At 54.3% G+C, this 26,922-nt stretch carries 18 protein-coding genes and 3 pseudogenes; 12 read left to right on the plus strand and 9 right to left on the minus strand.

Annotated elements, in window-relative coordinates; translation table 11 throughout:
• Positions 1–97: 97 nt before the first annotated feature.
• Together H3V53_RS03515 and H3V53_RS03520 are read left to right on the plus strand one after the other, a co-directional pair.
• Entirely contained in the window at positions 98–778 is a 681-nt protein-coding gene (locus tag H3V53_RS03515; RefSeq protein ID WP_336596736.1) for a carboxypeptidase-like regulatory domain-containing protein, read from the plus strand.
• A 470-nt stretch (positions 779–1,248) separates the two neighbouring features.
• Positions 1,249–2,070 carry a glycine-rich domain-containing protein gene (locus H3V53_RS03520; protein WP_336596737.1) on the plus strand — a complete coding sequence of 274 codons (822 nt, stop codon included), beginning with the start codon at positions 1,249–1,251 and terminating at the stop codon, positions 2,068–2,070.
• Between the two features lie 516 nt (positions 2,071–2,586).
• Here the strand turns inward: H3V53_RS03520 and H3V53_RS03525 are convergent.
• On the minus strand, positions 2,587–3,768 hold the full coding sequence (locus H3V53_RS03525; protein WP_336596738.1) for an MFS transporter: 1,182 nt from the start codon (positions 3,766–3,768) through the stop codon (positions 2,587–2,589).
• A gap of 143 nt (positions 3,769–3,911) precedes the next feature.
• On the opposite strand from H3V53_RS03525, the gene H3V53_RS03530 reads away from it, so the two are divergent.
• The 5 genes and pseudogenes from H3V53_RS03530 to H3V53_RS03545 form a co-directional block, all read left to right on the plus strand.
• Entirely contained in the window at positions 3,912–4,427 is a 516-nt protein-coding gene (locus H3V53_RS03530; protein ID WP_336596739.1) for a winged helix-turn-helix transcriptional regulator, read from the plus strand.
• A gap of 991 nt (positions 4,428–5,418) precedes the next feature.
• Positions 5,419–5,850 (plus strand): hypothetical protein, encoded by a 432-nt coding sequence (locus H3V53_RS03535; protein ID WP_336596740.1) that lies wholly within the window; start codon positions 5,419–5,421, stop codon positions 5,848–5,850.
• A gap of 210 nt (positions 5,851–6,060) precedes the next feature.
• Positions 6,061–6,288 (plus strand): hypothetical protein, encoded by a 228-nt coding sequence (locus tag H3V53_RS03540; protein ID WP_336596741.1) that lies wholly within the window; start codon positions 6,061–6,063, stop codon positions 6,286–6,288.
• Between the two features lie 773 nt (positions 6,289–7,061).
• Entirely contained in the window at positions 7,062–7,538 is a 477-nt protein-coding gene (locus H3V53_RS43545) for a GFA family protein (RefSeq protein ID WP_473766653.1), read from the plus strand.
• Between the two features lie 1,750 nt (positions 7,539–9,288).
• Positions 9,289–10,521 (plus strand): annotated as a pseudogene (locus H3V53_RS03545) (methyl-accepting chemotaxis protein); the annotation flags it as partial.
• A gap of 451 nt (positions 10,522–10,972) precedes the next feature.
• On the opposite strand, the pseudogene istB reads toward H3V53_RS03545, so the two are convergent.
• The 3 genes and pseudogenes from istB to H3V53_RS03560 form a co-directional block, all read right to left on the minus strand.
• Positions 10,973–11,620: pseudogene (gene istB, locus H3V53_RS03550) on the minus strand (IS21-like element helper ATPase IstB); the annotation flags it as partial.
• 3 nt (positions 11,621–11,623) lie between these two features.
• Positions 11,624–12,265, minus strand: a pseudogene (gene istA, locus H3V53_RS03555) (IS21 family transposase); the annotation flags it as partial.
• 126 nt (positions 12,266–12,391) lie between these two features.
• Complete coding sequence (locus H3V53_RS03560) at positions 12,392–13,204, minus strand: IS5 family transposase (RefSeq protein WP_336596742.1); 813 nt, start codon at positions 13,202–13,204, stop codon at positions 12,392–12,394.
• A 1,123-nt stretch (positions 13,205–14,327) separates the two neighbouring features.
• Between H3V53_RS03560 and H3V53_RS43550 the strand changes: the two genes are divergently transcribed.
• The gene (locus tag H3V53_RS43550) at positions 14,328–14,561 is read left to right on the plus strand and encodes an H-NS family nucleoid-associated regulatory protein (protein WP_419539411.1); all 234 of its coding nucleotides are present in this window, start codon (positions 14,328–14,330) and stop codon (positions 14,559–14,561) included.
• Between the two features lie 917 nt (positions 14,562–15,478).
• On the opposite strand, the gene H3V53_RS03570 is transcribed toward H3V53_RS43550, so the two are convergent.
• Genes H3V53_RS03570 through H3V53_RS03580 form a run of 3 tightly spaced genes read right to left on the minus strand, consistent with a single transcriptional unit; the run spans position 15,479 to position 19,594 of the window.
• Positions 15,479–16,831, minus strand: a complete 1,353-nt coding sequence (locus H3V53_RS03570) for an MFS transporter (protein ID WP_336596744.1) — start codon at positions 16,829–16,831, stop codon at positions 15,479–15,481.
• 13 nt (positions 16,832–16,844) lie between these two features.
• Complete coding sequence (locus H3V53_RS03575; protein WP_336596745.1) at positions 16,845–18,416, minus strand: class I adenylate-forming enzyme family protein; 1,572 nt, start codon at positions 18,414–18,416, stop codon at positions 16,845–16,847.
• A 2-nt stretch (positions 18,417–18,418) separates the two neighbouring features.
• The gene (locus H3V53_RS03580; RefSeq protein ID WP_336596746.1) at positions 18,419–19,594 is read right to left on the minus strand and encodes an acetyl-CoA acetyltransferase; all 1,176 of its coding nucleotides are present in this window, start codon (positions 19,592–19,594) and stop codon (positions 18,419–18,421) included.
• A gap of 313 nt (positions 19,595–19,907) precedes the next feature.
• Here H3V53_RS03580 and H3V53_RS03585 point away from each other — a divergent pair, with 313 nt between their 5' ends.
• Positions 19,908–21,473: a helix-turn-helix domain-containing protein gene (locus H3V53_RS03585; protein ID WP_336596747.1), complete on the plus strand. Its 1,566-nt coding sequence runs from the start codon at positions 19,908–19,910 to the stop codon at positions 21,471–21,473.
• Between the two features lie 135 nt (positions 21,474–21,608).
• Here H3V53_RS03585 and H3V53_RS03590 read toward each other — a convergent pair whose 3' ends face one another.
• Both H3V53_RS03590 and H3V53_RS03595 read right to left on the minus strand, forming a co-directional pair.
• Positions 21,609–22,556, minus strand: coding sequence for a GlxA family transcriptional regulator (locus H3V53_RS03590; protein ID WP_336596768.1), 948 nt, complete (start codon positions 22,554–22,556; stop codon positions 21,609–21,611).
• A gap of 265 nt (positions 22,557–22,821) precedes the next feature.
• Positions 22,822–23,028, minus strand: a complete 207-nt coding sequence (locus tag H3V53_RS03595) for a hypothetical protein (RefSeq protein ID WP_336596748.1) — start codon at positions 23,026–23,028, stop codon at positions 22,822–22,824.
• Positions 23,029–24,243: 1,215 nt separating this feature from the next.
• On the opposite strand from H3V53_RS03595, the gene H3V53_RS03600 reads away from it, so the two are divergent.
• The 3 genes from H3V53_RS03600 to H3V53_RS03610 all read left to right on the plus strand — a co-directional run bounded on the left by H3V53_RS03600 (position 24,244) and on the right by H3V53_RS03610 (position 26,834).
• Complete coding sequence (locus H3V53_RS03600) at positions 24,244–25,551, plus strand: MFS transporter (RefSeq protein WP_336596749.1); 1,308 nt, start codon at positions 24,244–24,246, stop codon at positions 25,549–25,551.
• Between the two features lie 101 nt (positions 25,552–25,652).
• A complete protein-coding gene (locus H3V53_RS03605; protein ID WP_336596750.1) occupies positions 25,653–26,096 on the plus strand; it encodes a nuclear transport factor 2 family protein in 444 nt (147 codons plus the stop codon).
• A 213-nt stretch (positions 26,097–26,309) separates the two neighbouring features.
• Positions 26,310–26,834, plus strand: a complete 525-nt coding sequence (locus tag H3V53_RS03610; protein WP_336596751.1) for a hypothetical protein — start codon at positions 26,310–26,312, stop codon at positions 26,832–26,834.
• The last annotated feature ends 88 nt before the right edge of the window (positions 26,835–26,922 follow it).

Below are 26,922 nucleotides of genomic sequence, written 5' to 3' on the forward strand. Positions count from 1 at the left end.
GTTTGACGCGAGGTGGTTCTCTACACGTGGAAGCATCATTCAAGGTGGGTTCGTTGTTCCATTCTACGTTGTGCTTCTTGCTTTAGTCGGAGGCGCAGTGAGCCTTGCTCGAAGAATTCCCGAATATCAGAAGCGCTGCGCTGACGACTACATGCCCACGCTGAAGCAATCGAAGCTCAGCTCTGTTCAGGTCAGAGAGGTGGTAGTTTTTCAGATTATGCAACTTGTTTCGACGCCGTTTATCGCCGTGGTCGCGTTTTATATATTCACACCCAACACCATGACCTCAGCAATCGGTGTGGCGTTTCTTTCGGGGTTCTCGTCCGAACTGACCTTGCTTCAAGTTCGAGGAGTCATAGAAGGGCTGCAGCCTCATTCCACTTCTTCAGGTAATCCTGCCAACAAGCCAGACCGTTCCGCATTGGGGAGCAGCAGCAATGCTCCAGTGCAACCAGCGACCCCATCGAAGCCTGAGTCGGAACCGGCGAAAACCGACGGATCGAGTGACGGTGCATTGCCAGCTGGTGGGTACACGGTATCAGGAATAGTTGTTGATGCGGCGGGTGAGCCAGTCGGTGAGGCAAAGATTCAGCTGGCAAACAGCAAAGTGACCGCGACGTCAGGGGCCGACGGCCGGTTCTCCCTTGAGAATGTACCTTCAGGAGATGAGCACGTGTCGATAAGCAAGGATGAGTTGCAGGCATCTCAAGATATAACAGCGGGTGAGTCAGCAGTCGATATCGGCCGCATAACATTGGGTGCTGGAGGCGCAGGATAGCCGTAACAGGTGGGTTTTGAGGTAAGAGAAGTATCCGTCAGCGAAACATTCACCAATGAGTAAATAGAGGCACGCTTCATTTCATTGACGCGCAAGTGGTAGCTTGCATGTCGCTAACGCAGAAGTCCCTCGGGTTTTGATGAGAGTGTTCACAGAATCGAACTGATTACGGAGCCTATTTCGAATAGTGTACGAGTCGGTCATTAAAAGCAACTTGCAACTCTCAAGAATTCTTCTATGTTTAAGTTGATGCAAATTAGATGCATGTTTGTTAAGCGCATGTAAACACATTTTGAATCGAGCTTGAATACGTACCGGTTTCGGTCGGAAATAGCTTGCATATCTGTCGATGGTAAAAAATAAATTCTGAAAAATACGACAAAGCGGCATGTGGATGAATGTCGCCAAGTAGCGCGCCGGAGATTACGTTCTCAATCAACTAGCAGCCATCTGACTATGGAGAGTTGGCGATGAACGCATCGGTCGAACGTAAAGTGGATGAGAAGCTCCATGAATTCTTGAAAAAACTTAATCGATTGGATTTTGGATCTCTTGCATATAGGCTAATGAATCCCGAGGACCGTCCGGGGTTTTCGGCAGAGAAAACCTTGGACGCGATCAGAAAATATAAGGGATTTTTATTTATTTGTTATGCGAATAAAGGTAAGGCAGTTTCACCATCGCGATACGTTGATTACGTTTGGCACACCCATATCGCAGACACAGAGCTTTACAGTGTTCAGAGTGCTGCTCTGTTTGGGCACTATCTTCACCATTTTCCTTTCTTTGGAAAACGAGGCGAGGCGGACGAAGAGGCATTACGGGCCGCCTCTGAGTCCACGCGGCAACAGGCCCTGGCATATTTCGGTTGGGATGAGGCCGGCTGGTGTGGAACGGGGCGTATCAAGCACTGGCCTCCACGACTGAATAGTGACCTTCGTGAACTTGTAAAGGTACTCTTTCCTGCGGGACCAGACGGACACGGCATGTCCCAGGAAGGGGATGCTGTCACCATCCAGGCGGGGAACTTCCGACATACTGTAGAGTACTTGCCACCGTATCCAGTCAACCCCGCTCTGAGAAACTGGGCGGCGCTGGATTGGGCACTTGAATGGGCGTTTTTCAAAATCCCCATTATTGTTTGTATGCCGGCCGAGCTTGAACTTCTCGATGGCGCGATGCGGTTTGCTCAAGAAGGTAGTTTGCTTGAAATTGAAGAGAAGCTAGCCAATGAACGACCTTCCCCCAACGACTACTCAGCTGAATCTGTCAGCTTGCGGTTGGCGGACTGAAGCTCGCGCCATCATCTGTTGGTGTCACGGCTAACAGGCGAATGCCCGAGATGATAGAACCGGGCATTCGCACTGCATGACCTGGCGTCAAATATGCTGGAGTCACGTTCTGCGTTCTCAATACGATTTGTGCAGCCAATCATTTACTTCGCAGTGCACGGTCTGAATCTGTAGCGCAGCGCATACTGGCTACGGAGTCAGTCGACCAGTCTGAATGGGTTTACGTGCAGATCGTGTGGGTTTGCGCGCCTCAAACGTTGCACTCATTTCAGATGCCTCTCGTACTATTCCCACTACAATCGACAGGACGGACAGTTGCTGGGAGGTGGTTGTATGACGAAGGCACGTCGCGCATGGGTGCAATATTTGTTGCGCAGGACGCGACCGACGCCGGTCCAGATTCGAGTCCGTGGAGTGAACCGGAGGCTCGCGGGACTGGTAAAGTCGTGTGGTTAACCAGCGTCGTTGACACAGCGCCCCGAAACGGTCTTCGGGACGCAGCTGCATGCAAGAGGATCAGGCTGCGGCTGTTGCCTTGTCGGTCGCCGCTTTCGCGACCGATGCAACGCGGGAAGTTGCAAGCTCCGAGGCAGCGAAGGCCAGTACCACGATCGAGCTTGCAAGGTAGCCGAGGTTATGGCTTCCTATAACCGGAATGGCTGCTGCGCCGATTGCACCCGCAATCGATACCCCAACGTAGGTCGCAGATGTATTCAGGCCAACAAGGACCGCTGCCATGGAAGGGTTGAGAGAGACGAGCCTGAACTGTTGCGGAACAAGAAGACCCCATGCACAGCCGCCCCAGACAAAGACCGCTAGCGCAGCGCTCCACAGATGTTTGCCCGTCAGGGGCATCGTAACGATGACAGCGATGATCGCCATCAGCATACCAATCACTACCTTGCGCGAGCCAATCTTATCGAGAACACGGCCAGTCATGAGATTCGAGAAAGTGCCGGCCATGCCCCACAGCACCAGCAGCGCCCCCAGAAGACCAGCGTTGCCCCCTGTAGCACGGTCAAACACAACTGCAAAATAGTTGTAGATGATAAAGGTCCCGATCTGCGCGAGCACAGTGGTCGCCAGAATCAGTCCAACTCGCGAATCGGCGAGAGGAGCGAAGCGCTTGGCCAGTGAGACTGCTGGTGGCAGCGCTACCTGCGGAAGCAGAGCCCAGATGCCAACGAACCCAGCGGCGCCAAGAGCCGAAACGAACCCCATGGTCCATCGCCAGTCGGCAAGCCCCCCAATCACAGCGCCGAGTGGCGTCCCCAACGCGGTCGCCGTGGTAAGGCCCGCAACGATTATGGACAGTGCGAAGCCCCGCCGCTCAGGTGCGACGAGCATCGTTCCGGTTCCGCTAGCCGTTGGAGAGAACATCGCGGCGCCGACGCCAGCTAGCGCGCGCGTAGCCAGTGCGAATGCGAAATTAGGGGCGAATGCGGTTCCAAGATTGGCAACGATGAATATCCCCATACCGATCATCAGGAGTTTTTTGCGGGAAATACCAGCCGCAAGGGCTGCGATCGTTGGCGCAAGCAGTGCAAATGTAAGTGCATATACAGTAATTAACTGTCCGGCGGCACCGATGCTTACATGAAAGTATTTAGAAAGCTGCGGTAAGATACCCGCGAAGACGAAACTGTCTGTCCCCAACGCAAACATGCCTACAGCAAGAGTTAATAGGCGGCGATCCATAAGACTCCCTAATAAGATAGTGCATAAAAGTTGCGTGACGAAACTATACAAACCAGAGTTTTGTCACGCAACGGATAAAATCGGGAAACACTTCCCCGGAATCTGGTTAAGTTGCGTGAAAAAACTGTGATATAAAACGGTCTATGTACAGGAAACGCTTCGACGATATGAACTGCTCCATCGCCCGAGCCCTCGATGAGGTCGGCGAATGGTGGACCTTGCTGATCGTGAGAGAGTGCACGCAAGGGTTGACGCGCTTCGATGAATTCCAGAAAGAGCTTGGAATTGCGCGGAACGTTCTTACGGCGCGACTTGAGCGGCTGATTGAACTGGATATTATCGAACGATATCCGCTGCCTGAGCGTGCAAATACCTATGGATACAGGCTAACGGATAAGGGAAGAGAGCTGTATCCCGTCCTCATCTCACTTATGCAATGGGGAGATCGATGGCTCTCTCGCGGTGGGAAGCCGCCGTTGACACTCGTGGACGTTGAAAGCGGCAAACCGGTGAAACCGATCGTCGTTCAAAGCAGGGACGGCAGAACACTATCGTATAACGATGTGCGGTTTGTACCGGGACCAGGTGCTACAGGTAGTACGCGGGCAGTTATCGACAAGCGGAACAAGCTTGTGCTGGATGAGCCGCCAGATGCGTGATCAATGCGTGGGAAAAAAGGACGCGACGCGCTGGACCCTTATCGCTATCAGCCAGTAGGCTACAGGTTGAAGGCCTTGGTGATTCGCTTTGTGATACGAATATTAGCTAATTGACGTCGAGACAATCACAAGGCGTCACGTTTGCAATGTCGCAGGCACTGTCTGCCAACATCAGGCAGGCTCTCTACGTTCCTCGCGGGGTCGCGGGTACGGCGCTGCGGAGCCGCTGTGTTCGATTTCGATGCCCTTATACGATGCCTGAAGTATCGCGACAACGATGCATCGTTCACAGGTTTCGTTGTGCATGTGAAAAGACCCGTCATCGGGGCTACATAGGCTGGGCCGACTAACCTCGCCGAGCGCGCTTTCGCAGGACAATACTGAGCATGAGTGGTGCTGCCACGTTCCAGCAACTCGTATCAATCTGATCTGAAAGCACATTTTAAACTTGCGCATGACACAAGCAATAGAGATGTCGAATTCTCCTGATGGCCAGCGTGACGCTAACCTTATGCTGCGGCGCGACTTCTATCGAGAAGCTCGCCCATTTCTTAGGTGGCTTGTGGGCACGATGCAGCCAGGTGGCTTTCACCACAGTTGGACGGCGAGGTCGATCAGAACAGGTCTGGCTCGTGGGGAGGTTTGGACTTGCGATTCGCTTTACTCAGCGTTTGAGCGTTATGCATGGCCGGTCCGATTGCCGGTCGAACACGGGATGCCACATTCTGGATGTGAGATCCGGGCGTTCGGAGAAACTCACGAGACGTTCTCGTGGCTTGGCCGTGAACTACGCTCGGCTATCGATGAAAACAACGCTGATAGATGCTTGCGACTTTCGAACGTTGTATTGGAGTGGGGCGGCGTGAGACACCGGCCCGCAATCGCGAAGGTTTTGCGGTCCCGAGGCGAATCACTACCATCGTATCTACGTGCGATACGACACCATTTTGCACGACAAGATCTATCCTGTAGAAACCCTGAAGAGTCCGTCGTGGTCGAGGGCGAACTGCTACCCATTGGCCTGGATTCCGGCACGACTAAAATTTTCTCCTCGGTCTGCGAGAATTTTGCAACTTCCGACGGCCGTGTCGGAGCAGCCTTAGGTGCGCTTGTTGCGCGTTGGAACGAGGAAGCCAACGGTGGGGATCACAAGGCCATTCCTGAGTGCCTTCGTTTTGGCCACTGGCCCCAGGACAAGAACAGGTGGCGTGATCCGAAGCCAGATCATCATCCACGGCACGTGTATCCGATTCTGTCCGAGGCGAACGGTTTGCGAATCGGCCAAAACCTGCGGGTTAATTGGGTCTGTCGTTTCCTCGCGACCGCAGCAAATGGGACAGGTTTCACCGTGTTTAAGTGCGCAGCGAAGCGTGTTCGCCCATTAGAGGCCGCACTTTTCATGGTGGGCTACGCAGTACGCTGACGAGACTGGCACCGGAAGTGTTGTCGACAGAATGCGAATCCTGCTTTCGACGGCTGGGCTCGAACCTGTCAGATCAGCCGCACAACCATGGGTTGGGTAGAGAGGCGATAAGCATAAAACGTATATAAATCAGTTGCTTGTGTGAATACTTTGACTGGACCCATGTTTTTCAGGTTCAATGCGTAACGATTTTATGACATCGGGATTGCAATGAACCTCGAAGACGTGAACGGCGTTGAAATCGAAATCAATCTGAAAGACGTCAGTCGTGTGATTTTAGGGCTCCGCCAGATAGAAGTGTATACGAAGGACAATACTCTTATCAAAGTCACGGCATCCGTTCTCAACCTGCTAAGACTGATTGACGCCGAGGCTAGTCAATCGTGCAGGCTTCGTTACAAAAAAACCTCGAGATCATCCATGCTGTCATGGCATTGAGAGCATTTCTATCAGCGACCTGGGCACGTGTCTATAGCCGTGGTCGGTTTTCCGGATAACGCGGATGCAGCCACAACGGAAGATGTCAGCAACGCTTCATCGCTGAACAGGCGAGATTCCGGCGCGTTACGCGTCTCGCTTCGTGTGTTCTCGATCGATTTCTCCCAGAGAGTGCGCTGGTTATTGCACTTGCAGAAAAATGCGTAAACAGCAGGCGGAATCACCGGGCCAAATGTGGCTATCGGCGTGTACGTGAATGTCGAATGAGTGTTACAGATCCAATCCAGCGCTGCTGGCCAAGACAAATGCCGCTGCGGCACTAGCTAGAGAAAGCAAACTTGGGTACGAGAATAGAGCATGGTTGCACTTGCGTCCCGTCGGCAGCGCTTCGCTCCAACTCGGCCCCACCCTCGTTCCGCCTTCGTCTATCCGAATCTTCGTGGAAATTGCCTTCCTGGAGAAAACCGACGAGCCGAAGGCTCGAGTCGAAAACAGCCAGTGCAATCGTCGAAAACCAGGAAGGTGCTCCCCGGAAATTGGCGAAATTAGACGACACAACTTGAAGTAAGATTGCCGGCGTAACAAGAAAGGAGTCGAGGGCAATCCTTCCGCGCTTATTGTAGATAAGACTGACGAATAGTGAATGACTGGGATTGTTGACCACAACATAAACGCCGATGCCCAGGGTCAGCAAGCGACGGATTTGATTCTGAAATCATGGCTCGCTTGAATTTGCTAAGGTCGGACCGGTAGTGATTGAAAGAGGAAATGCGATGGAAGGTACAACTTGGCCACTTCGGCTAGCGGGCGGATGTCATTGCGGAGCCCTGCGCTATGCATTGACCCAACCTCCGCTCTTCGTTATGGCATGTCACTGCACGGATTGCCGTCAGATGACGTCAAGCGCCTTTTCCATTGGAATGCCGGTCCTGGCTAGCGGTTTTTCTTTCTCTGGCGACACCAAAGCCTATGCGAGGCCGGCGGATAGCGGCAATGAAAGCTGCGCGCACCGTTGCGTGAATTGCGGTGGCTGGACGCACACGACAAGCAGTGGGCGACCGGACATCGTTGTGGTTCGACCGGTAACGCTCGATAAATCGGATTGGGTAAGACCGATAGCCCAGATTTTTACCCGTAGCAGCCTTTCCTGGACGAAGCTAAGCGTGCCACTTAGCTATGAGACGGGTTTTACTGACTCGACTGCTCTGGTAACGGCTTTCTCGGGCTCTGGTATTACTCCGAGAGGCTAGTATGACGGAGCGTGTCAGGCCTGTCGCTTCAAGTAAGGAAGGCTTGATCACGTCGGATCGAGACACCGCTTGAGGGAAGATCCGGTCCGGGACATGCGCACCTGGTCCGGCTCCTATGCTGAACGTCTATCAGACATCGCTACGTCTCTGTGCGTGTTGGCGAACGGAAAAAGATAGTGATCTTGATTCACGATGCGCTCTCGGCGAAAAAGTCATTAGAAAAGAAAGAGGGTCGCGGAGTGCCAGTATCCAATGAGGATCGAGCCTCATACGACTTTGAGTTCAACTGCCCAGCGATGATCAATTGACTCAATCACCGAGCAAATATTGCACTGGATATAAACGGGAAGCGAGCGTAAGATTTTGTACACGCGGTTTGTTTGGATCGAGTCTTTTGGATAGGGTTTCCGGACCCCGTTGTCCTGTGGAGAGCGCACGATGTGATTTGTTGCTTGTTGCGCAGACGATTGCTCAACGTGAGAGACCTAAAATGGCCTATTATAAATATTCGAACTTCCTACACTCCTTACTCCGGCATCTATCGCTGTGATGGCTGCGGGGGAAGTTGCGTCTCGACGCTAAACAAGCCGCTGCCACCTCAAGACCATCATCAGCATAATCCGGGGCAGGGCGCAGTACGCTGGCGACTCGTGGTGAAAACGCATTGGCGCTAAAAAGGACGAGAGAGGCCCGATTCGCGCGGTATTTCAGATGTGTACTCAATCCTTCTTCTCGTGAACGAAAGGTTTCGTGCTGGGGCGCCGGGGCACTAACCAATGATTTCTGAAGAGCCGCGTTGCTCAAACCAGCAGCACCGAGTTGCTGTTGCACCTCAACGAGTCTTCAGGCTAGCCGCTCTTACAGTCCTTGAAGCCGGACCGTAGACTGGCAACGCGAGCCGTTAGCGGTTTAATCGCACACTGACCTGCCTGCAGGCAGGAATTTAGCGCAGCCCTGGCTTTTCAGGCACCGAAGGCTCGTGTGTTTGTCCTTTGGAATTTCTGGTTTTCAACTGGTAAACATCAATGATTTGATGCTGCCCACTAGCTCTTTTGGTCTTGCGGGCAGCCCGCTCACGAAGTGTCCAGGTGCACGGACGCTGACGCGGCGTCCGTGGCGTCTTTGCAAGGCTTTCGAGAGACGCCATCATCACACCGTATCAGGGCTTGCGGAGCAGGAAATGACAGATTCGCACACGCTAAGACTAGCGGTCTGTCTGATTCCGCGTCTCACTATTGGAAGGCGATTTTTCGGTCGCAACATGCAGACCTTGTCAGTGCCCGCAGGCGCTCCCACACCAGCTTGTTCCTTGCCCGGTATCCATGCCTCTTCAGGGGCGTTCGTTGCAGCACCCGTCGTTACCTCGTAACGGGTTTTTTTTGTAAAAAAGACGCCAAAGATGCCGTTAATCAGGTCATCTCTGATAGGCAATTCTGTTTGGCAGCGAGCAGGTTTCTACGCAGGGCGCGACAATAATCACAAGACGCTCAGGTTGTTTGGGTGTAGTTGCACTAACCTCGGAGGCTGCTGCGGCAACTACGGGTATGAGAACGATAGGAATAAAATGGCGCGTATGTTTCAAACGGTGCGGTTCAAGCTCATTGGGGCGCTTGGTGTGTGCGTCGCAATCATAGCTGCGATGGGGACGTTTGGTGCGGTCGGTCGGTAATGCCCCCGTCCGGTAAGCGGGATCAGAAGTAGAATTTCCAGCAAAGGGAGTTCTACGCAATGAAGAAGTCGAAGTTCACGGATAGCCAGATCATGTTCGGAAGACGTCGAACTGAACCGGCTTCAGGCTACGAATTCCGTAAACCGATCGGCATCTACCTACCGAACAATATTGACGATAGCGATCGTTCTGGTTGCGGTGGGCTTGTCTGCCACCGTTGTCGTAGGCTTTTTGCTGCTACGGGCAATCTTGCGCCCTCTGGAAGGAGCTATTTATGTGGCGAAGGAAATTGCAGGTGGAAAGCTTGGCAACAATCTGAGTGTCGACAGCGGTGGAGAATTCGGCGAGTTACTCGCTGCTCTCAAGACAATGGACGAGCAGTTGTCGTCGACCGTACGCCGTATTCAGACGTCGGCTGGATCGGTGGCTCTTGCTTCGGACGAAATCGCCACAGGCAACATGGATCTTTCAGCGCGCACGGAAGAGCAGGCAGCATCGCTGGAAGAGACCGCATCAAGCATGGCGCAAATGACGCAGACGGTAAGACAAAATGCCGATAATGCTAGGCAGGCTAATGCCCTCGCGACGAGCGCGGCAAGTCTGGCGGACGCTGGAAACGAATCAGTTCAGGCGATGGTGAGTACGATCGGGCAGATTAGTAGCAGCTCGTACAAGATTTCTGAAATCACGGGCGTAATTGAGGGTATTGCGTTCCAGACGAATATCCTCGCGCTAAATGCGGCAGTGGAAGCCGCACGAGCAGGCGAACAAGGGCGAGGATTTGCTGTTGTGGCCAGCGAAGTGCGCAGCCTGGCGCAGCGCTCGGCATCAGCGGCCAAGGAAATCAAGGATCTTATCAATTCTTCCGTCTCGATGATCGAGGACGGAGCGAAACAGGCTGCGGATGTTGGCGAAACAATGGGACAGGTCAAACGATCTATCCGTAGTGTTTCTGACATCGTTGGGGAAATCGCGACCGCATCAGAAGAGCGGAGGCGAGGGGTTGAGCAGATCGGCCAGGCGGTGACGCAGATGGACGAGGTCACGCATCAGAATGCGGCACTAGTAGAACAGGCTGCCGCCTCTGCCCAGTCTTTGCAAGAACAGGCTCAAGATCTCAGCGGAGCGGTGTCAATCTTCCAATTATCGGACCGGATGGCGCAACAACCAGTGAAGCGCCAGGCAGCGGCTCGCGCGCCTTTGTCGTCCAAGGATGCACCCGCGTCGCAACACAGGCAGGTGGATACGAAGCCGACAATCTCAGGCAAACTATCCGATGAAAAAAGCAAAGCTGAGAGCTGGGAAGCCTTCTGATACTGCGTTCCCGGGACATTGTTGAAGGCGAGCAGCAGCCCGGGGTGCTGTTCCGCCTTGACAAGCCTTCAGGCTGACCCCTCAGACAGTCCGCGAAGTCGGACTGCAGGCTGGCACCGGCAGCCGTTTTCCGTTTAATTGCGCACCAGCCCGCCCGCTGCAGGTTCATTCAAACGCAGCATAGGCTTTTTCAACACTGGCGGTTGGTGCGTATTCCCTCCGGAGTTTCTCGCCAGAAACGCGCTGTAGAGGTTGCGCTGAACGCTTCTTCTACCGTCACCGAACAAGTGCTTGCGCTGGCTCAGCGGCTTCTTCTTTGAGATAAGCGGGAAATATAAGCGCTATGCCACACGCCTGCGCACGCAGACATGGCTATCTGTCAACGCCGATTGAATTCTGACCCGCCTTTCGGCGATTCGTCGAAGTAAATCTGACCCACCCGGGCCCTGTGTCACGCGGCTGCTTTCGCGCCTGTCCGCGTTCCTGTTTGTCCTGCTTTGCGCTTGTCTTTCAGCCGGTAGCTCTCACCACTGATTTGCACGATATGGGCGTGATGCAGAAGCCGGTCGAGCATGGCAGCGGTGAGCGTCTGGTCGTCGGCGAACGCTGTGGCCCACTGTGTGAACGGAAGACTGCTCGTCAACACGATAGAGCCGCGCTCGTAGCGTTTGGCGACGACATTGAAGAACAGGTTCGCTTCCTCGCGCCCGAACGGCAGATAGCCGATTTCGTCGATGACGAGGAGCCTCGGCCCGACGACCGCCCGATTGAAGAACTCCCGCAATCGATTTTGCTGGTTCGCCGTCGCCAGTTGCATCATCAGGTCCGCCGCCGTGATGAAACGCGTCTTGATGCCGGCCTGTGTTGCCCGATAGGCCAGTGCACTCGCGAGGTGTGTCTTGCCAACTCCCGACGGGCCGAGCAACACGACGTTCTCGGCCCGCTCGATGAACGCCAGGCTTCCCAGTTCCTGTATTTGTGCCCGTGGTGCACCGCTGGCGAAGCCGAAGTCATATTGCTCCAGGGTCTTGATGGCAGGCAGCGACGCGAGTTGCGTGAGTGTGTGGCGCTTACGCTCTTCACGTGCGCCCAGTTCCGCCTAGCCGTAGGTCTCGGCCACCGCAAGCAGTTGGGTGTTCCATCGATGCTCGCCTTCACCAAACGCGTCGCGCTCGATGACCACGGACTTCGCGTTATCGAACAGCACGTGCTCGGGCGTGCCGCCGAAGTAGACGAACGCTTCGCGCAGGCACTCGCACAGCGTTGCGGCGTCCTCGCCAGCGGTAAAGCGCACGAAGCTCGCGCGGCTGTATCCAAGCGTCGCCACCAGCGCCAGCAACGGCGCACGGCCGCGACGGATGACCGTGAAGTCGGCCTGCATCTGTTTGCCCGGCGGTGTCTCGAACCGAACCACCGGCTCCGCTTCATGGCGCTTGTACGGTGCCAGGAACGCCTTGAGCTGGCTGATGCCCCCTTCGTAGCCAGCTTCCTGCAGCTCCCGATGCAGCACTGTTGCCGGAATCCAGTGCGGGCGCGCGGCGGCAACACGTTCGAGCGCGTAGTCCTTGAACGGATCGAGCTTCGTCGGGCGTGGCTCGCGTTGCTTGTAGCGGCCAGCCTGGTCGTCGCGCAGATAGCGACGCACTGTGTTGCGTGACAAGCCCGTCTGTCGCGCTATCTCCCGTACCGCCGTTCCCCGCCTTGCCAATACCTTGATTTCCACTGCTTGCTCCTGAGTCAGCATCGGCGGCAAAAAGCCGCCATCCTCTCCCAGGTGGGTCAGGGTTACCTCGGCGGGTGGGTCAGTTTCACATCGGCACTAACAGCTATCTTCGCTTCAAGATTCCTCGATCACAGAGACTAGACCGTGTTATGAACTTTGAAGTACTGGCACTGCATGCACGAGCATAAGCATGGCGAAGACCACGAAATGAAGACCGGCAAGAGTTTCAGGTAATCGCTCATAGTCCCGCGCGAGGCGGCGAAAGCGGTTGAGCCAGCCAAAGCTGCGCTCGACCACCCATCGCCGGGGCAGCAGCACGAAATCTTTCTTTGCTTCCTGCAGTTTGATGACCTGCAGATCAATGCCTTCATTGCTGGCGGCCCGCGCAGCGTCTTCACCTGTGTATCCTTGATCCGCGAAGGCCACCTTGACCGTTTCTCCCGTGATTTCCTGCACCTGTCGCGCGAGCTCTGCCACCTGCGCGCGCTCCTGCTCGTTGGCGGGCGTTACGTGCACCGCGAGCAAATGTCCCAGCGTGTCGACTGCAATATGGACCTTGCTCCCACGCTTGCGCTTGTAGCCGTCATAGCCCGCGCGCGGACCGCTCTCGCAGGCGGACTGCATTGTCCGGCCATCTAGAATCACGGCGCTGGGCTGGCCCTGCCGTCCTTGCGCCACACGGATGATCGAGCGCAAATCGCAGACCATGTTCTCAAAGCAGCCTGCCTGCAGCCATCGCTGGGTCTGCTGGTACACCAGTTCCCACGGAGGAAGGTTGTTGGGCATCATTCTCCATGGCGCACCAGCGCGCACGATCCAGCGCAACGCGTTAAACATTTCTCGCAGTTCGTACTTGCGCTGCGGTGCTGCTTCATCCATCAGCGTCAGATACGGCGCCGCGAAGCTCCACTCTTCGTCGGACGCATCTGTCGGGTAGGGTTTGCGCTTTTCTCTTGTCATCCCTCCAGGGTACCAGGTACTACAAAAAATTCCTAACACGGTCTAGGCAGGGCGCTCGATGAATATCAATGCGACGTCAAGGGAGGGGGCAAGGATATCGCACGCGGCGAATGCCAGGGTGGTAACTGTCGTTGTCGCGATTGCAACTGCGACGCACAATAAGTAGGTCTTCATACAGCGCATTGTTACGGAAGTATTTATTGGCACGATCATAGGTGTAAACGATCTGGCTTGCTCGTGGATTGCCATTTCAGAGGGCCTTACTGTAATTACGGATGAGGCGATACATCGTATCCAGATGGTAGAAAGTGCGCGAAAGTCGAGAATTCGTTGTAACGGCAGAGTGCACTGCTGAGTGGTCCTTTTGCGCGATGCCATGACGCGTGGACCATTGTTGTACGGCCTGCAATGGTCGGTTTAGTAGGCGCTACTGGCGGCGAAGCAATATCGGTTTCAGAAAATGCAGCCTGCCCCACGGACCACATAGGCGGAAGGATGCCGGTAAATCGTCCGTATTAATCGAGGGAAGACGGCTTCTCCCGGCTGCTCGCGGCTCAGATGCGCCAGCGGGGCACCAATGACCATTCGCTGATACGCTCAATTCGGGACGCAGGTTTTATCAAGGGAACCATAGGCCGAGAAAGCTCGAAGTAGCATTGAAAGGAAGAGTTAGGCAGTGCTACTGGTATTAGCGGGCCCGCGTTCTGAGAGGACGCCACTTCGGTCGAGTGCATGATTGTTTTGATAATTCGAAAAAATACTTTTCTTTGTTTTGATCTGACGCTATAGTTCAGTTGGATCCGGCGATACTGCTAAGGCTAAGGTATGCATGGCCGGAGTCGTTGCTCCTCAACAACTCTCATATCATTGCATATGGCTACCCTATCTCAGATCGAACAGCGGATTGCGAGTTTGCAAAAAAAAAGCTGATGACCTTCGCCGGAAGAAATCCGCATCGGTGATTACAAGCATCAAGAAAATGATGGCCGACCACGGGCTGACAGTTCAGGATCTTGAGGCGGACACGGAAACGCCGCGCAAACGTGGTCGGCCGGCTGGATCTAAAAATAAGACAGTCGCCAACCATGAGCCAGCCATTCAGGGGCTTCAGGCAGATACAGAAATGCCGCGCAAACGTGGTCGGCCGGCTGGATCGAAGAATGGCTCGCGATCCTCTACGAACAAGCTGGTTGCCAGCAAGGTGGCACCCAAATACCAGGATCCTGTTTCGGGTGCAACTTGGAGTGGCCGGGCTCGGCCTCCTGCATGGATCAAGGACGTTAAAGATCGCAGCAAGTTTCTTATCGAGCCACCCGCAGCTGGAGCGTCAGCGTCCAGGAGTGCAAAACGTACGTGACGTGACGTCTTCCCCCGCAGGCCCGTCTGGTGCAATCTCGGATGGCGTTGCGTTGTGAATGTGCTAAAAAAAGGGCACGGCAGTTAGCCGTGCCCTTCGACTTGAGCTACAGGGTTGGAGGAGCGCAGCTTAGTCGATAAAACCCAAATGTCGTACCCGCACACAAACCTTTACCCGGCAGTTGCGAGGTTACGCAACTCATGCTGGCAGATATAGACGAAGTTTGTAAATTGAGTTTTTACAAACGACTAACAATTAAGACGATCTGCCCGTACCGGCCGTCGACGCGGACGACGATGATCGCGAAGAGCTCGAAACCTGCGCTAATCGCAGAACTCAAACCAGCGGCGTAGCACCTGCTATCTTAGCCGCCTAGCTCCGCCCCTCTGAGGTCTGTTTCCAATTTGCTGAAAAAATATTCAACGCGCCCGTTGATCTCAGATGATCTCTGCGTTATGAGCAACAAACAGCCTTTAGCGGCACCCGTTTGCCGAGGCTGTGGCCGCGTCGTTTGTGAGGGGGCAACGGCGCAGCAGTATCTGGTACAGGATTTTGACCACTCCTAGCACTGCAAAGACTCGTTCGAGAGCGTCAATCAGGACCAGCACCAACAATTGAATTCACGTACAAAGTGTGCAGAACGCTTTGAATCGAGGCGCGCCCGGATGCAATCTAAAGCAGCAGCGGGATGGTTTTTTCTGTTTCATAATGTGAAATAACGTTCAAGGATTTCAATCCATACATGAGGATGTCACACAGTATCCAGATCATACTTCAGACAGCATGTAATCGAAAAGATTTTGTTGACCAGCAAGATAGCTCGATGCGCCAGAGCACTGGACGCTACGGCGCAAAAAGAAACCGCAGCGACACGACACCGGACGGACTTGGTCGGCCCGGTCCCACGCAATCGTTCTCTATATGTTTCTTTGAGTAACCAGAGTGCGCTCGGTCATTTGATACATTTCGGGGGTCTTGAAAGCATTTTCCGTACCAGCTTGGGTTGAATCCGAGCGTCGGAGCGCGGAAAGCGCTATGAGCGATGCAACACCCGTTGCTACGAAGAAGTACGATGGTGAAGTGATATCGCCTGTTCGCTGGATCAGCCAGGTCGAAATCATGGGGGTACTTCCACCGAACACTGCTACTGGAACGTTATAAGCCATTGCTATGCCAGTTGACCGTACTCGAGTCGGAAGCAATTCGCTCATTAGCGCATAGGTCGAGGACGCGTAGAGTCCAAAAAGAACGGCGACTGACATCAGCGGAAGTGCGAAGCTTGCCGGAGTAGCATGAGGTGCTGCCCTGAAAAGCCAATACATGGCGAGAGTGGCCAGGGTGCCTGTTGCGATGAGAAACGGCTTGCGACCGTAACGGTCAGTGAACATGCCACCGAATGGCATGACGATGGCCGAAGCCAGACTGGAGATCAGGGCGAAGAACAACGTCGTACCGCTACCAAACTTAAGAATATGCGACATGAACGTCGGCGCGAAAGTCAGTACGAGATAGAAGATCGAGCTGTGTAACGTTATGATGAAAAAGACCAGCGTGATCGAACGTTTCCACTGGAAAACTTCCCGTAGGGGTGCTTTGGACACGTTGCCAGAGTCGGCGAGTGCGCGAAATTCCGGGCTGTCCTCAAGCTTGAGCCGGATGTACATGGAAACCATTCCAAGCGGGCCTGCCAGCAGGAAAGGAATTCGCCACGCCCAGTCTTGCATCGCCTCCGAACCCAGGGCGAATGTCATTCCATTTGCAACCGCACCGCCGAGGACAAGTCCGAGGACGGCTGTGACCATTAGCCAGCTAGTCGAGAATCCACGCTTACCGGGGCCGGCATACTCTGATATGAAGCTGGTTATCGTGCCGATCTCGCCGCCAGCTGAGAATCCTTGCACACAGCGGATGAGCACGAGCGCGACTGGAGCGATAATGCCGACATTATCGTAGGTCGGGAGGAAACCGAGAAGACATGTGGAACCGGCCATCAACGCCAGCACGGTTATCAGTGTTTTTCTGCGTCCAACACGGTCGGCGAGAGGGCCGAAAAATAACCCACCCAATGGTCTCAGAAAGAAGCTCAGTGCGAATGCAGCGAAACTGCTCAGCAGGCTTGTCATCGGGTCGTTAGAAACGAAAAAAGCTTTCCCGATGTAAGCAGCCAGAAAGCCGTACACTCCATAGTCGTACCATTCAATCAGATGGCCCGTGGTCGCGCCTAGAAATGCACGGCGGCGCTGGATGCAGGTATCTCCAATGTCTTTCACTTTTTATCCTTTTTTAGTTGATGCGGTCAGCGTGAGCACGAATATCTGGCTCCGCAGCCTCAGCAGGCGCGAGTAGCGCGCGTAGTGCAGTCTTTGCAACCTTTCCATACCCATTTTTCGGCAGCTCATCCAGGAACACGTATCTTTTGGGCTTTTTAAATGAGGCCATCCGATCGACGAACCACTTTGTTAATGTAGCCTCACTCAAATACGCAGCCTTTTGAACGACAACGAACGCGACTACTACTTCGCCCCATTCAGAATCTGGTTGACCCGTAACCGCAACCTCCTTGACCGAGGGGTGCGAGGCTAGAATTTCCTCCACCTCTCGCGGGTATATGTTGCTGCCACCCGAAATCACGACGTCCTTGGATCTGTCCGTCAATGTGAGAAGGCCATCAGGATCGAGATAACCAATGTCTCCCGTACGCAGCCATCCATTGACGATTGTTTCGTTGGTTGCCTGTTCGTTATGCCAGTAGCCTTGCATCACCGTAGCGCCTCTCACCATGACTTCACCTCGCACACCAGGCGCTACGGGCACCCAATCGTCGGACAATACTCGCAGCTCGATACAGGATTGTGCGTAGCCGACAGATGAAGCGATCCGGTTCCAGTCTGGCCGCGAGCGGTCGTTGATAGCATCTTTTGGGACGGACGTGATGGTCATGGGTGACTCGCCCTGACCATAGATCTGGATAAATCGTGGCCCCAGGATCTCGATGGCGCGATCAAGGTCGGCAACGTACATCGGTGCACCGCCAATAATCACTGAACGAATACCATCGCCCCGAAGGCCGTCGCGCTCGGCGGCATCCACCAGACGCTTGATCATCGTTGGGGCGGCAAAGAACGATATGTTTCGAACAGCAGCGCTAACACGAAGGACTTCATTCGGGTCAAAACCACAGCTTTCCGGCACAACGTGTGCTGCTCCAGAACGTACAAAGACGAAGTTGTACAGGCCCGCTCCATGAGACATAGGTGCGGCGTAAAGAATCGCATCGTCTTGCGTAATGGGTTGTACATCGATGGCATAGCAGAGCGCCATGGCTGTCAGATTGCCATGCGAAAGCATGACGCCCTTTGACCGGCCAGTTGTGCCCGATGTGTAAAATAGCCATGCGAGGTCGTCCGAACTGCGAAGCAACGGACGCTTCAGGAAATCATTATTGCCGGCAGATGATATAAGTGTCGCGATCGCTTCTTGCGATAATTCGGTACAACCACTGGGCAGCGTACCCTCCTGGAAGCGCACGCCGTCCTCCGTAAAGACGAGTTGCGCTTCGGCGTCGCATACAATCTCAGCGGCTTCCGCAGGATGCAGCTTCGAATTGATCGGGACGGCGATTCCGCCACACCACCAGATGCCGTATAACAGTACGAGATAGTTGGTGGTGTTGTTCATGAAAATGGCGATCCTGTCTCCCGGCTGAATTCCGTGCCGCTGCACCAGAAGTCTCGCCGTGTGCCGGGCAGAAGCCCGGAAGCCGACATAGTCAGCTACAAGAACCTCGCCATGCAGCAGGGCGGGATTCGTTGGCCAACGGTCAGAGGCGTCTGCGAGCCAGTTGGCGATATTCACTTTCACGACCTCCTGGCCTGTAGCACTGATGCATAATTCGCGACAGCCATTCCGCCCATATTGAAGATCAGCCCGAATTCGGCGCCTGGAGCCGGAATGCCAATTGGTGCACCTGTTAGCTGTCTGAACGCAAGAGCGTGCATGGACACTCCGGTCGCACCCACCGGATGGCCCTTTGCCTTGAGTCCGCCCGAGAGATTTACGGGAAGGCATCCGTCTGCGAATACGGTGCCTTCATCGAGCACCTTGTGCCCTTGACCGCGTGGCGCGAGCCCCATTGCCTCATAAATAAGAAGTTCAGCGATCGTAAAGCAATCGTGGACCTCTGCGAAATCGATGTCTCTGAGGGTGAGATTCGCGTTCTGTAGTGCGGCCGAGATGGCGCGTTGAGCGCCCTCAAACGCAAGAATGTCGCGACCACCGATGGGCAGCGTGTCGCTAACATGCGTGGCAGCCTTCACGGCAACTTCACGGGCGAAATCCTTTGCTCGATCTGCTGATGCCAGGATAATCGCTGCGGCGCCATCCGTAATAAGCGAGCAATCGGTCAGTCGAAGTGGTGCAGCAATGACAGGATTGGTCGGGGAAACTTCGTTGCAATAGTCGACCGACACCGCCCGGTGCATCTGGGCGAGTGGGTTGGCCATCGCGTTCGCGTGGTTTTTGGCTGCGATCCGAGCCATGTGATACATCGGATCCTGATAGCGTTCGTGATATTGCTGCGCGGTTGATGCAAAAAGTTGCGGAAAGCTTTGCGTAGACTCGAACCAATCGTTCTGGTAACCAGCGCCGGCCAGTGCACGCGTTACTTCCTCGGTCGAGTTGGAAGTCATCTTCTCTGCCCCAACGACCAGCACCAGATCCGCTGCACCGGATCGAATCGCGTTCATACCAGCGTGGATCGCAGCTGACCCTGATGCGCACGCGTTTTCGCAGCGAGTGGCGGGCTTGAAACGCAGATCCTTGTCGGCCTGCAGGACGAGCGAAGCGGGAAACCCATCCGGTACCAGCCCTGAGTTGAAATGCCCCAGGAAGATTGCGTCAATCTCGGCTGCGTCTATGTGGCCATCGCGTAGCACTTCTTGCGTAGCGGCTACGATCAGATCCTCCAGGGTCTGGTCTTTGAGGCGGCCAAATGCGGTATGCGCGCTCGCTACAATCGATACATCTTTACTCATCTTTCCTCATCGCGGCTGCCTGTCACCGTGGCGGATAAACGTTGCATAAACCTCCAGGCTTTGAGGTACGCTCCGTTAACGTCTACAGGGCGAAGCATTGCGTTCGCATCTTCCGCATGACGTTGCGAGGAATGTATCGCCAGCGATGGCATCTGGGCAGTCGTTCGACTACACCAGGGTTACCCCGGGCTTACGAGGTCATTAATACGCTACATTATTATGGATGTTGCTCATAATCCGATGGTGATGGGAGTGCGGAATTGACATGCGTGGAAGGCCAAGAATTCCTGTTCCGTTGTCCGATGAAAGCATCATGCGCCTGAGGGAGGTTGCGGGAAGTGCGGTGGAACCGCAGATGGTAGTCGTTCGCGCTCATATCGTGATGGCGTGCCTGAATGGAACGAGCAACAAGGATGTCGCCGTTGCCTTTGGCGTTTCGGAGCATACGGTTTCCAAGTGGAGAAAGCGCTTCGCGGCGTACGGTATTGATGGTCTCCGTGACAAGCCTCGACCGGGTGCTCCGAAGAGAGTTTCTGGGCGCAGCTTGCAAGCGCTTGTGGATATTGGATGCCGCCCAGGCGGCGATCGCCCAAGTGCAGGGACGGTCGCCGCCACACTTGGTGTTTCACGCTCTACAGTGGCGCGTATCTGGAGAGAAAGCCACGCGAACACTGCTCGAGAAGTAGATAGAACACCTCACGCCGCCGCTCGCGGATCTCCGCTCGAGATGATCGGGATTTATCTAGCTCGTGACCTGAAGGTCGTTGCAATGACGATCCCCGACCTGGCATCTCGACGGTGCGCTTCAGACAGCGGAATAGCGTCTGGCAGAGGGGGTGTGCATTTTTTCTCGGACTCAGATTCGATGCTTTTGACGGCCGTTGCTCGCGTAGCCGAAGTCAGAAAACCAAACAGGGCGACTGACAGCATCCTCGGATTTATAGAAACGATCGGCGCTGCCTCTGCTGGACGCTCGATTCATTTACTATGCTTCGGTGAGCGTGCCAATTGGGTAGAGCAGCTCGTTTCCGACTCGACAGATAATGGGGAACTTACTGTTCATCCGTTTGCGTATTGTGGTCCCTTGGAGTCCATGCTGGAAAGAGCTGTCGGGGAAGTCGCACGAGACTTGCAGGCGGAGCGCGAACTCGTGCTACCACAGGAGCTTTTCACTTCGATGAGAATCTTTCTCACCGGGGATGCACATGGAATGAAGGCAGACTATTTTTGCTGGTCCATTCTGGGCTCTAACTTTGAGCAGCTGTCGCGCCCTCTGGCGCGTTCCGACGACTTCGAGGCGCAAGCCACTGAAAATAGGGTCGCCGCTCATCGTAGCGATCTTGAGCTCGCATTCGATATGGCACCGGTTGGGCTCCTGGTTTCGCGCCGACGGATGGTCGATCGTTATAACCAGGCCTTCTGTGGAATGTTTGGGTATCGAATGACCGATCTGGCTGGCAAGTCCCTTGAGCTTCTGTATCCTTCTTACGACGAATTCGTCCACGTCGGGGAGCGCGCACTACCGATCATGCGGGACACTGGCCTGTACTCCGACGAGCGTATTATGAGGCGCGTCGATGACAGTTTATTCTGGTGTCATGTTTCGGGTCGTGCTATTGACCGCAACGACCCTTTCGCGGCGGCGGTATGGACCTTTGAGGACATGTCAACCGTCAGGCGTGTCACGACCGAATTAACTGTGCGTGAGCGACAGATTGCACAATTTCTGGTCAATGGACGGAGTAGCAAGCAGGTGGCAAAGGACTTGAATATCAGCCATCGAACGGTTGAAGCCCATCGTGCCCGGCTGATGCGTAAGTATGACGTACGCACGACGAATGAACTCGTGGCCCATCTTATCGGGCGGCAAAGTGCTTGAGTGCACGAGACAGTAGCCTGCGTCGTCCTTTTGAAGTAGCTTCGAGGAGGCAGTACGCAGAGGAGGCCGGTCTTTCACAAATATTCCAGCCACAGCCTCTGCTGGATTGCCTAGCAGATTGGCTTTTAAATCATCCTAAGGTCTGAACCTCGCTCGAATTTGACTCGGAGTGATGTGGGCCAGGCGTTGGAACGCCCGACGCATTCGCTGCTCGTCGCCAAAGCCGTAACGTGACGCTATAGTGCTGAGCGGCGTGTCGGTTTGTTCGATTGACTCGCGGGCCGCATGGACGCGCATCATCTCAACGGCTTTCGCTGGAGTGGTCCCAATGCGAGCAATGCAAGCTCGAGCGAAGGTCCGAGGGCTCATATGGGCCTTCTCCGCCAGAATTTCTGCTCGTAGATCGCCGCCGAGATTATCCGCAACCCAGGCAAATAAGGATTCGAGCGGGCCACCAGCATCAGCGATCTGGCTTGATAGGACTGAGCTGAATTGTGATTGGCCGCCCGGACGTTTCAAAAACACGACGAGCTCTCGTGCCACTTGAAGAGCGGTAGTCACCCCGTAATCTTTTTCGATGAGTGCAAGGGCCAGGTCTACACCTGCACTGACACCGGCCGAAGACCAGATCGGGCCATCTTGGACCCATATCGGATCGCGTTCCAATGTGACCTCTGCGAAGCGGCTCGCAAACTCGTCGCAATACCGCCAGTGCGTGGCAGCCCTGCGCCCTTGGAGCAAGCCAGCTTCTGCAGCGATAAATGCGCCCGTACAAACGCACGCGACCCGTGCTGAATCAGCGGCGAGCCGTTGCACTGTCTCTACTAGCATGACGTCTCTGGCGGCTGTTGGAGCGTTGAGGCCGCCGGGGATAACAAGCGTGTCAATTTTGCCGGTTAGCTGGGCTGCGGAGACGCTTGAGAATGAAAGGCCCGGGCAGTCGCTCTCAACGGAACCGCCCGATACCGAGGCAATTGTAACGTCGTATCTGCCGCTACCCGCAACGGCAAAGGCTTGCGCGGGACCCGCGACATCGTATGAGGCTACGCCGTGATATATGAGGAAGCAAACCTTGTGAGACATCACGATCGTGGCCTTCGGATATTGGGCTGCATTGTTGGTCGGGGCATGTCCCGAGTATGCAGGGCATTCTATCTGAAGAGCCGTCCGAAAGCGTGGGTACGCAGTGCCGGTCGCTATCTGTACAAATGACGCAAGTCAGGCAATCACGTGACGAGGATCCAATGGCGGTGGCTTGGAAGGCGCTGCGTGTCATCCGGCAATGCTGGAACGACGCTCGGTCCTACCCGCCGCGTCGCACCAGCCAAAATAAGGGGTATCGTATCGCTCAGTGCATCGTCGGTAGTTCGGCGGAGATTCCGCAATCGATGCAATAAAGATCGACCTCCGCAGACGACATTCCGAACATCACTTTCCGAAAGCCCTCGGGAGCTACAAAGGCTTGAACGTCGAGCTTTCCCTCGTCCAGGTCAACCGCGTTTTCGTCGATAAGACCTATCTTCCCGCACTGTGTGCATGTGATTGCAATGGCCATGTCTTGAATCCTCCTACATCAACTACATAAGGAGATTTAACAAGTGCTATTTATGCAGCAGTCCGAACAGAAGACATTACTTTCAAACAGTCCGCATTCTTTGCAATCGCCCGACCTATTCGATGAGTCCCGTATCACTGCACCGATATGACTATCGGTTGTCATCCCATCATCTCTCGGTCTTGCTCGAGATGACGGCGGCGAATCTCCCGTTTAGTGAAAAATAACCAAACAGCAGGGTGGCGTAAAGGTCAAGTAAGCGTCATTTTTTGCCAGGCAGGCCGGGCATGTATCGGCCTGAAATGATGGTGAAAGTTTGAAAGGGTCGCAACGTACGAGCTTACATCTAGCTAAGGCGGTACGTCAGTCGGCGCGACCGACGATTGCGCCTTGGTTGGCGAAACAACCGTATCGGCACATGGCGTTCGTTACCCGGTTGTTGCGGCAAGTGGCGCGCGACGTCATCAGGCCCGCGCCGCCCACTTGGCTAGAACCCGTTCAAGGCCAGCGCGATCCGCTATCGCGTGAACTTTGTGTCCAGCAACCGAAGTTTTTTGCCAACTACGAACACCCCACAGCCCGAACGAAAAGACCGTCGGAATTTCCAGCCGGCTGCTCGGGTCGAGTCCGACTGCGCCGAGCAACGTGCGATGCGTGACCCGCGCTGCTGGAGTGGTCGAATGTTTGTGCAAATTCAACGGTTAGATCTGCAAAATCTGCAAAGCCCTGCGACCGTTTCGCGCGGTTTGAATCCTGCCATCACTGCGGCGAGCGTCATATGTCAGATCGAACACACGGGCTAAACGGGCTGACCCCGACCAAACAAGTCATCCCTTGCTGTGGCAACTTCCCAGCCTCATTGACTGACGTTTACATAAGAACAAGACACATATCTCTCCCGCGAGGCCGTGATCGAACGCGTTTCTCATCAATCGTATGCAATGTGTTTGGGAATTGGCACATCGAGATTGGAGCAAAGTGGCACTGTTTGGCCACTTTGTGGCGATGCATATTCGAAACAGACAAACGGGCATAGAGGGGAGACGGTGGGCATATCGCAATAGCAGACACGGGTACGGGTATCGCGGACAAAAGAAAAGATGGAGCGGGGACATATAGGTAAGGGCCACGTTCGTCACTTGATGTTTTACCTGAAAGCTAGTTTTATTTGCTGCGCACTTAATTATCCTTTTAATAAATCATGTGGTGAGGACTATGCGCTCGACTTTGCAGATTGGAGAAATTGGTGTTATCACTTCTGACGAATCTCGGCTATATCGTCGGATAACATGGCGCATAATCCCGCTTTTGATGATGTGTTACATGCTGGCGTTCCTCGATCGCACTAACATCGGATACGCTCGGCTCGCAATGCTGTCGGATCTCGGATTCTCCGAGGCAGTTTATGGATTGGGCGCCGGGATTTTTTTCATCGGTTACGCTGCATGCGAAATCCCAAGCAACCTGATCATGCATCGCGTTGGAGCAAGGCGCTGGATATCGAGAATCATGGTGACCTGGGGAACGTTGTCGGTACTGATGATGTTCGTGAAAACGCCAGCGATGTTCTACGTACTACGCTTGCTGCTCGGTATCGCAGAAGCTGGTTTGTTACCTGGTGTCATCCTTTACCTAACCTACTGGTACCCCGCGCACCGACGCGGCCAGGTTGTTGCTGCTTTCACAGCTGGGCTTCCTCTTTCGGGAGTCCTGGGCGGACCGATTTCCGGATGGATTATGCGCCAGATGGCTGGCGTTCACGGTTGGGCGGGCTGGCAATGGCTGTTTCTGCTGGAAGGGTTGCCAACGGTACTGATCGGGGTGTTTGTCTTCTGGTATCTGGATGATCGTATCGAGCGAGCAAAATGGCTAAGTGATTCGGAAAAACTTCTGCTTTCTGCCAATATCGCCGAAGACACCAAAGACGTGTCACATACGTCTTTGCTGGGTGTATTCAAAGATCCGCAGATTTGGATTTTCTGCGTTATTTATTTCAATATCTTGCTGGGTGTAACGGCGATCGCATTCTGGCTTCCGGCAATCATTCAATCCACTGGCGTGAAGGATACGTTCCACATCGGTTTGCTCGGTCTGATTCCTTACGGCACGGCTATTGTCGCAATGGTGAGTTTCGGAAGAAGCGCAGATCGGAACAGGGAGCGCAGGTGGCATATGGTGATTCCCATGATCATCAGCGCGCTCGGATTTTCGCTGATAGGGTATGGCGGAAGTCAAGTGATCGTAATCGTCGGATTAACGGCTGCCGCCGCTGGATCTATGGCCTCAATGTCACTTTTCTGGGCGTTGCCGACTGCTGTACTCAGTGACAAAGCGGCTGCGGCCGGGATTGGGTTAATCAGTTCGATTGGGATTGTTTCTGGATTTGTAAGTCCATATATGTTTGGTGTGGTTAAAACTCTTACTAACAGCATTGTTCCTGCTTTATACGCTCATTCAGTGTTGCTTCTGGTAGGGGCATTACTTGCAATTTTCCTGGTTCAGGCCCGGCTGGTTAATAAATAAGAAATAACGATGTTTTTTGATAAATAGCATCGAAAAATGATTGTATGGTCCCGCAGTGGCATGTCTTTCATTGTGCAGTGCCCGTGAATAAGGAGATAGAAGTGAGTGATCAACTAACGCAGCACCAGACTGACATCGAACCCATTACGTGGGAAGCAGCAGAAACTGCGCTTCGGTTATCAGAAGAGCGATTTCAGGCAGGTGACATTGAAGGCCTGATCTCAAAGTACGACGAGGATATTGTCATCAGGTTTGCTTCATTGCCGGATATGCATGGACGGGAGACGGCGAAGCGGTGGCTTGAGAAGCGACTGAAGCGGCAACTGAATTACACCTTGAAAAAGGTGTTACTGGCGATTGATGGGCAGAAGGTGATCAGAAGCTGGACCGGGCACTGGATCGATTCCGAGACCGGCAAGAAGATGGAAGGGCGCGGAATCGAGTACCTCGAGTACCGACATGGAAAAGTGGTCATGTGGGACGCGTGCTTTCACGTTTGGGAAGACGGAAAACGGCTTGAACATGAGTATTTTGAACTTCCATAACACGTCAGTCTGAACGGGCCTGAATTTGAAGGTGCGCAAAAAACTGCTGGCTGGGATAGCCTGCGCAGCACAATAGCCGCTCTTGCTGAGCGAGCGGCGCAGGCGCTGCCACCATGAATGCTTTTTGCAGTCTTGGGCGATGAAAGATTTCGAGCTACAGGCAGACCTTCACGCTCGCTAGTTGAATACAATTAATCGACCCTGAAAACTATCATGAAAATTGCTCGTATTGCCGCAATCATCGTAGCACTCTGTGCTTCCAGCGTCGCTGCATTCGCTCAAACAAATCAACCTGCCTCAAACACCGGGATCAGCAAGCCACCGAGTTCAGTCGCGTCGCACATCAAGTCAACCTACGTGCGGGTAATCTTACCTAATTCGCAAGCACAACCGCTTATTGATCGATACACGCACGATTTGAACGGGCGCGTACATTACGATTTCGAGATGCGCGATATCAAGGCGCGAATGATCGGGATCACATCGCCTCATGGAAATATATCAGCGCAAATCACCGATAACGCAGCGTCCTTTGACCAGTGGCGACGAGACACAAGACTGCTCTACGAGGTCGACGATGTGCCGGCGACATTGAAGGCAGCAGAAGAGGCCGGCTTCAAGATCGTCCAACCCCTCAATCGAACTGTGTCTGTGTGGCAGGGCCGGTATGAGGTTGTACCTGGTTTCGTCGTGGAGGTTGTTACGTGGCTACCTGGCAAGGAACCTCGCAACGACTAGGGGTTGCGGATAGAGCTTGGCGGTTGAGCTGATTGCCTTTAACGGACGAGTCGAGCGAAGAAATACCACTGTCTGCGACAGGGTGGAC

The sequence above is a fragment of the Paraburkholderia bengalensis genome (assembly GCF_037126505.1).
Lineage (GTDB): Bacteria > Pseudomonadota > Gammaproteobacteria > Burkholderiales > Burkholderiaceae > Paraburkholderia > Paraburkholderia bengalensis.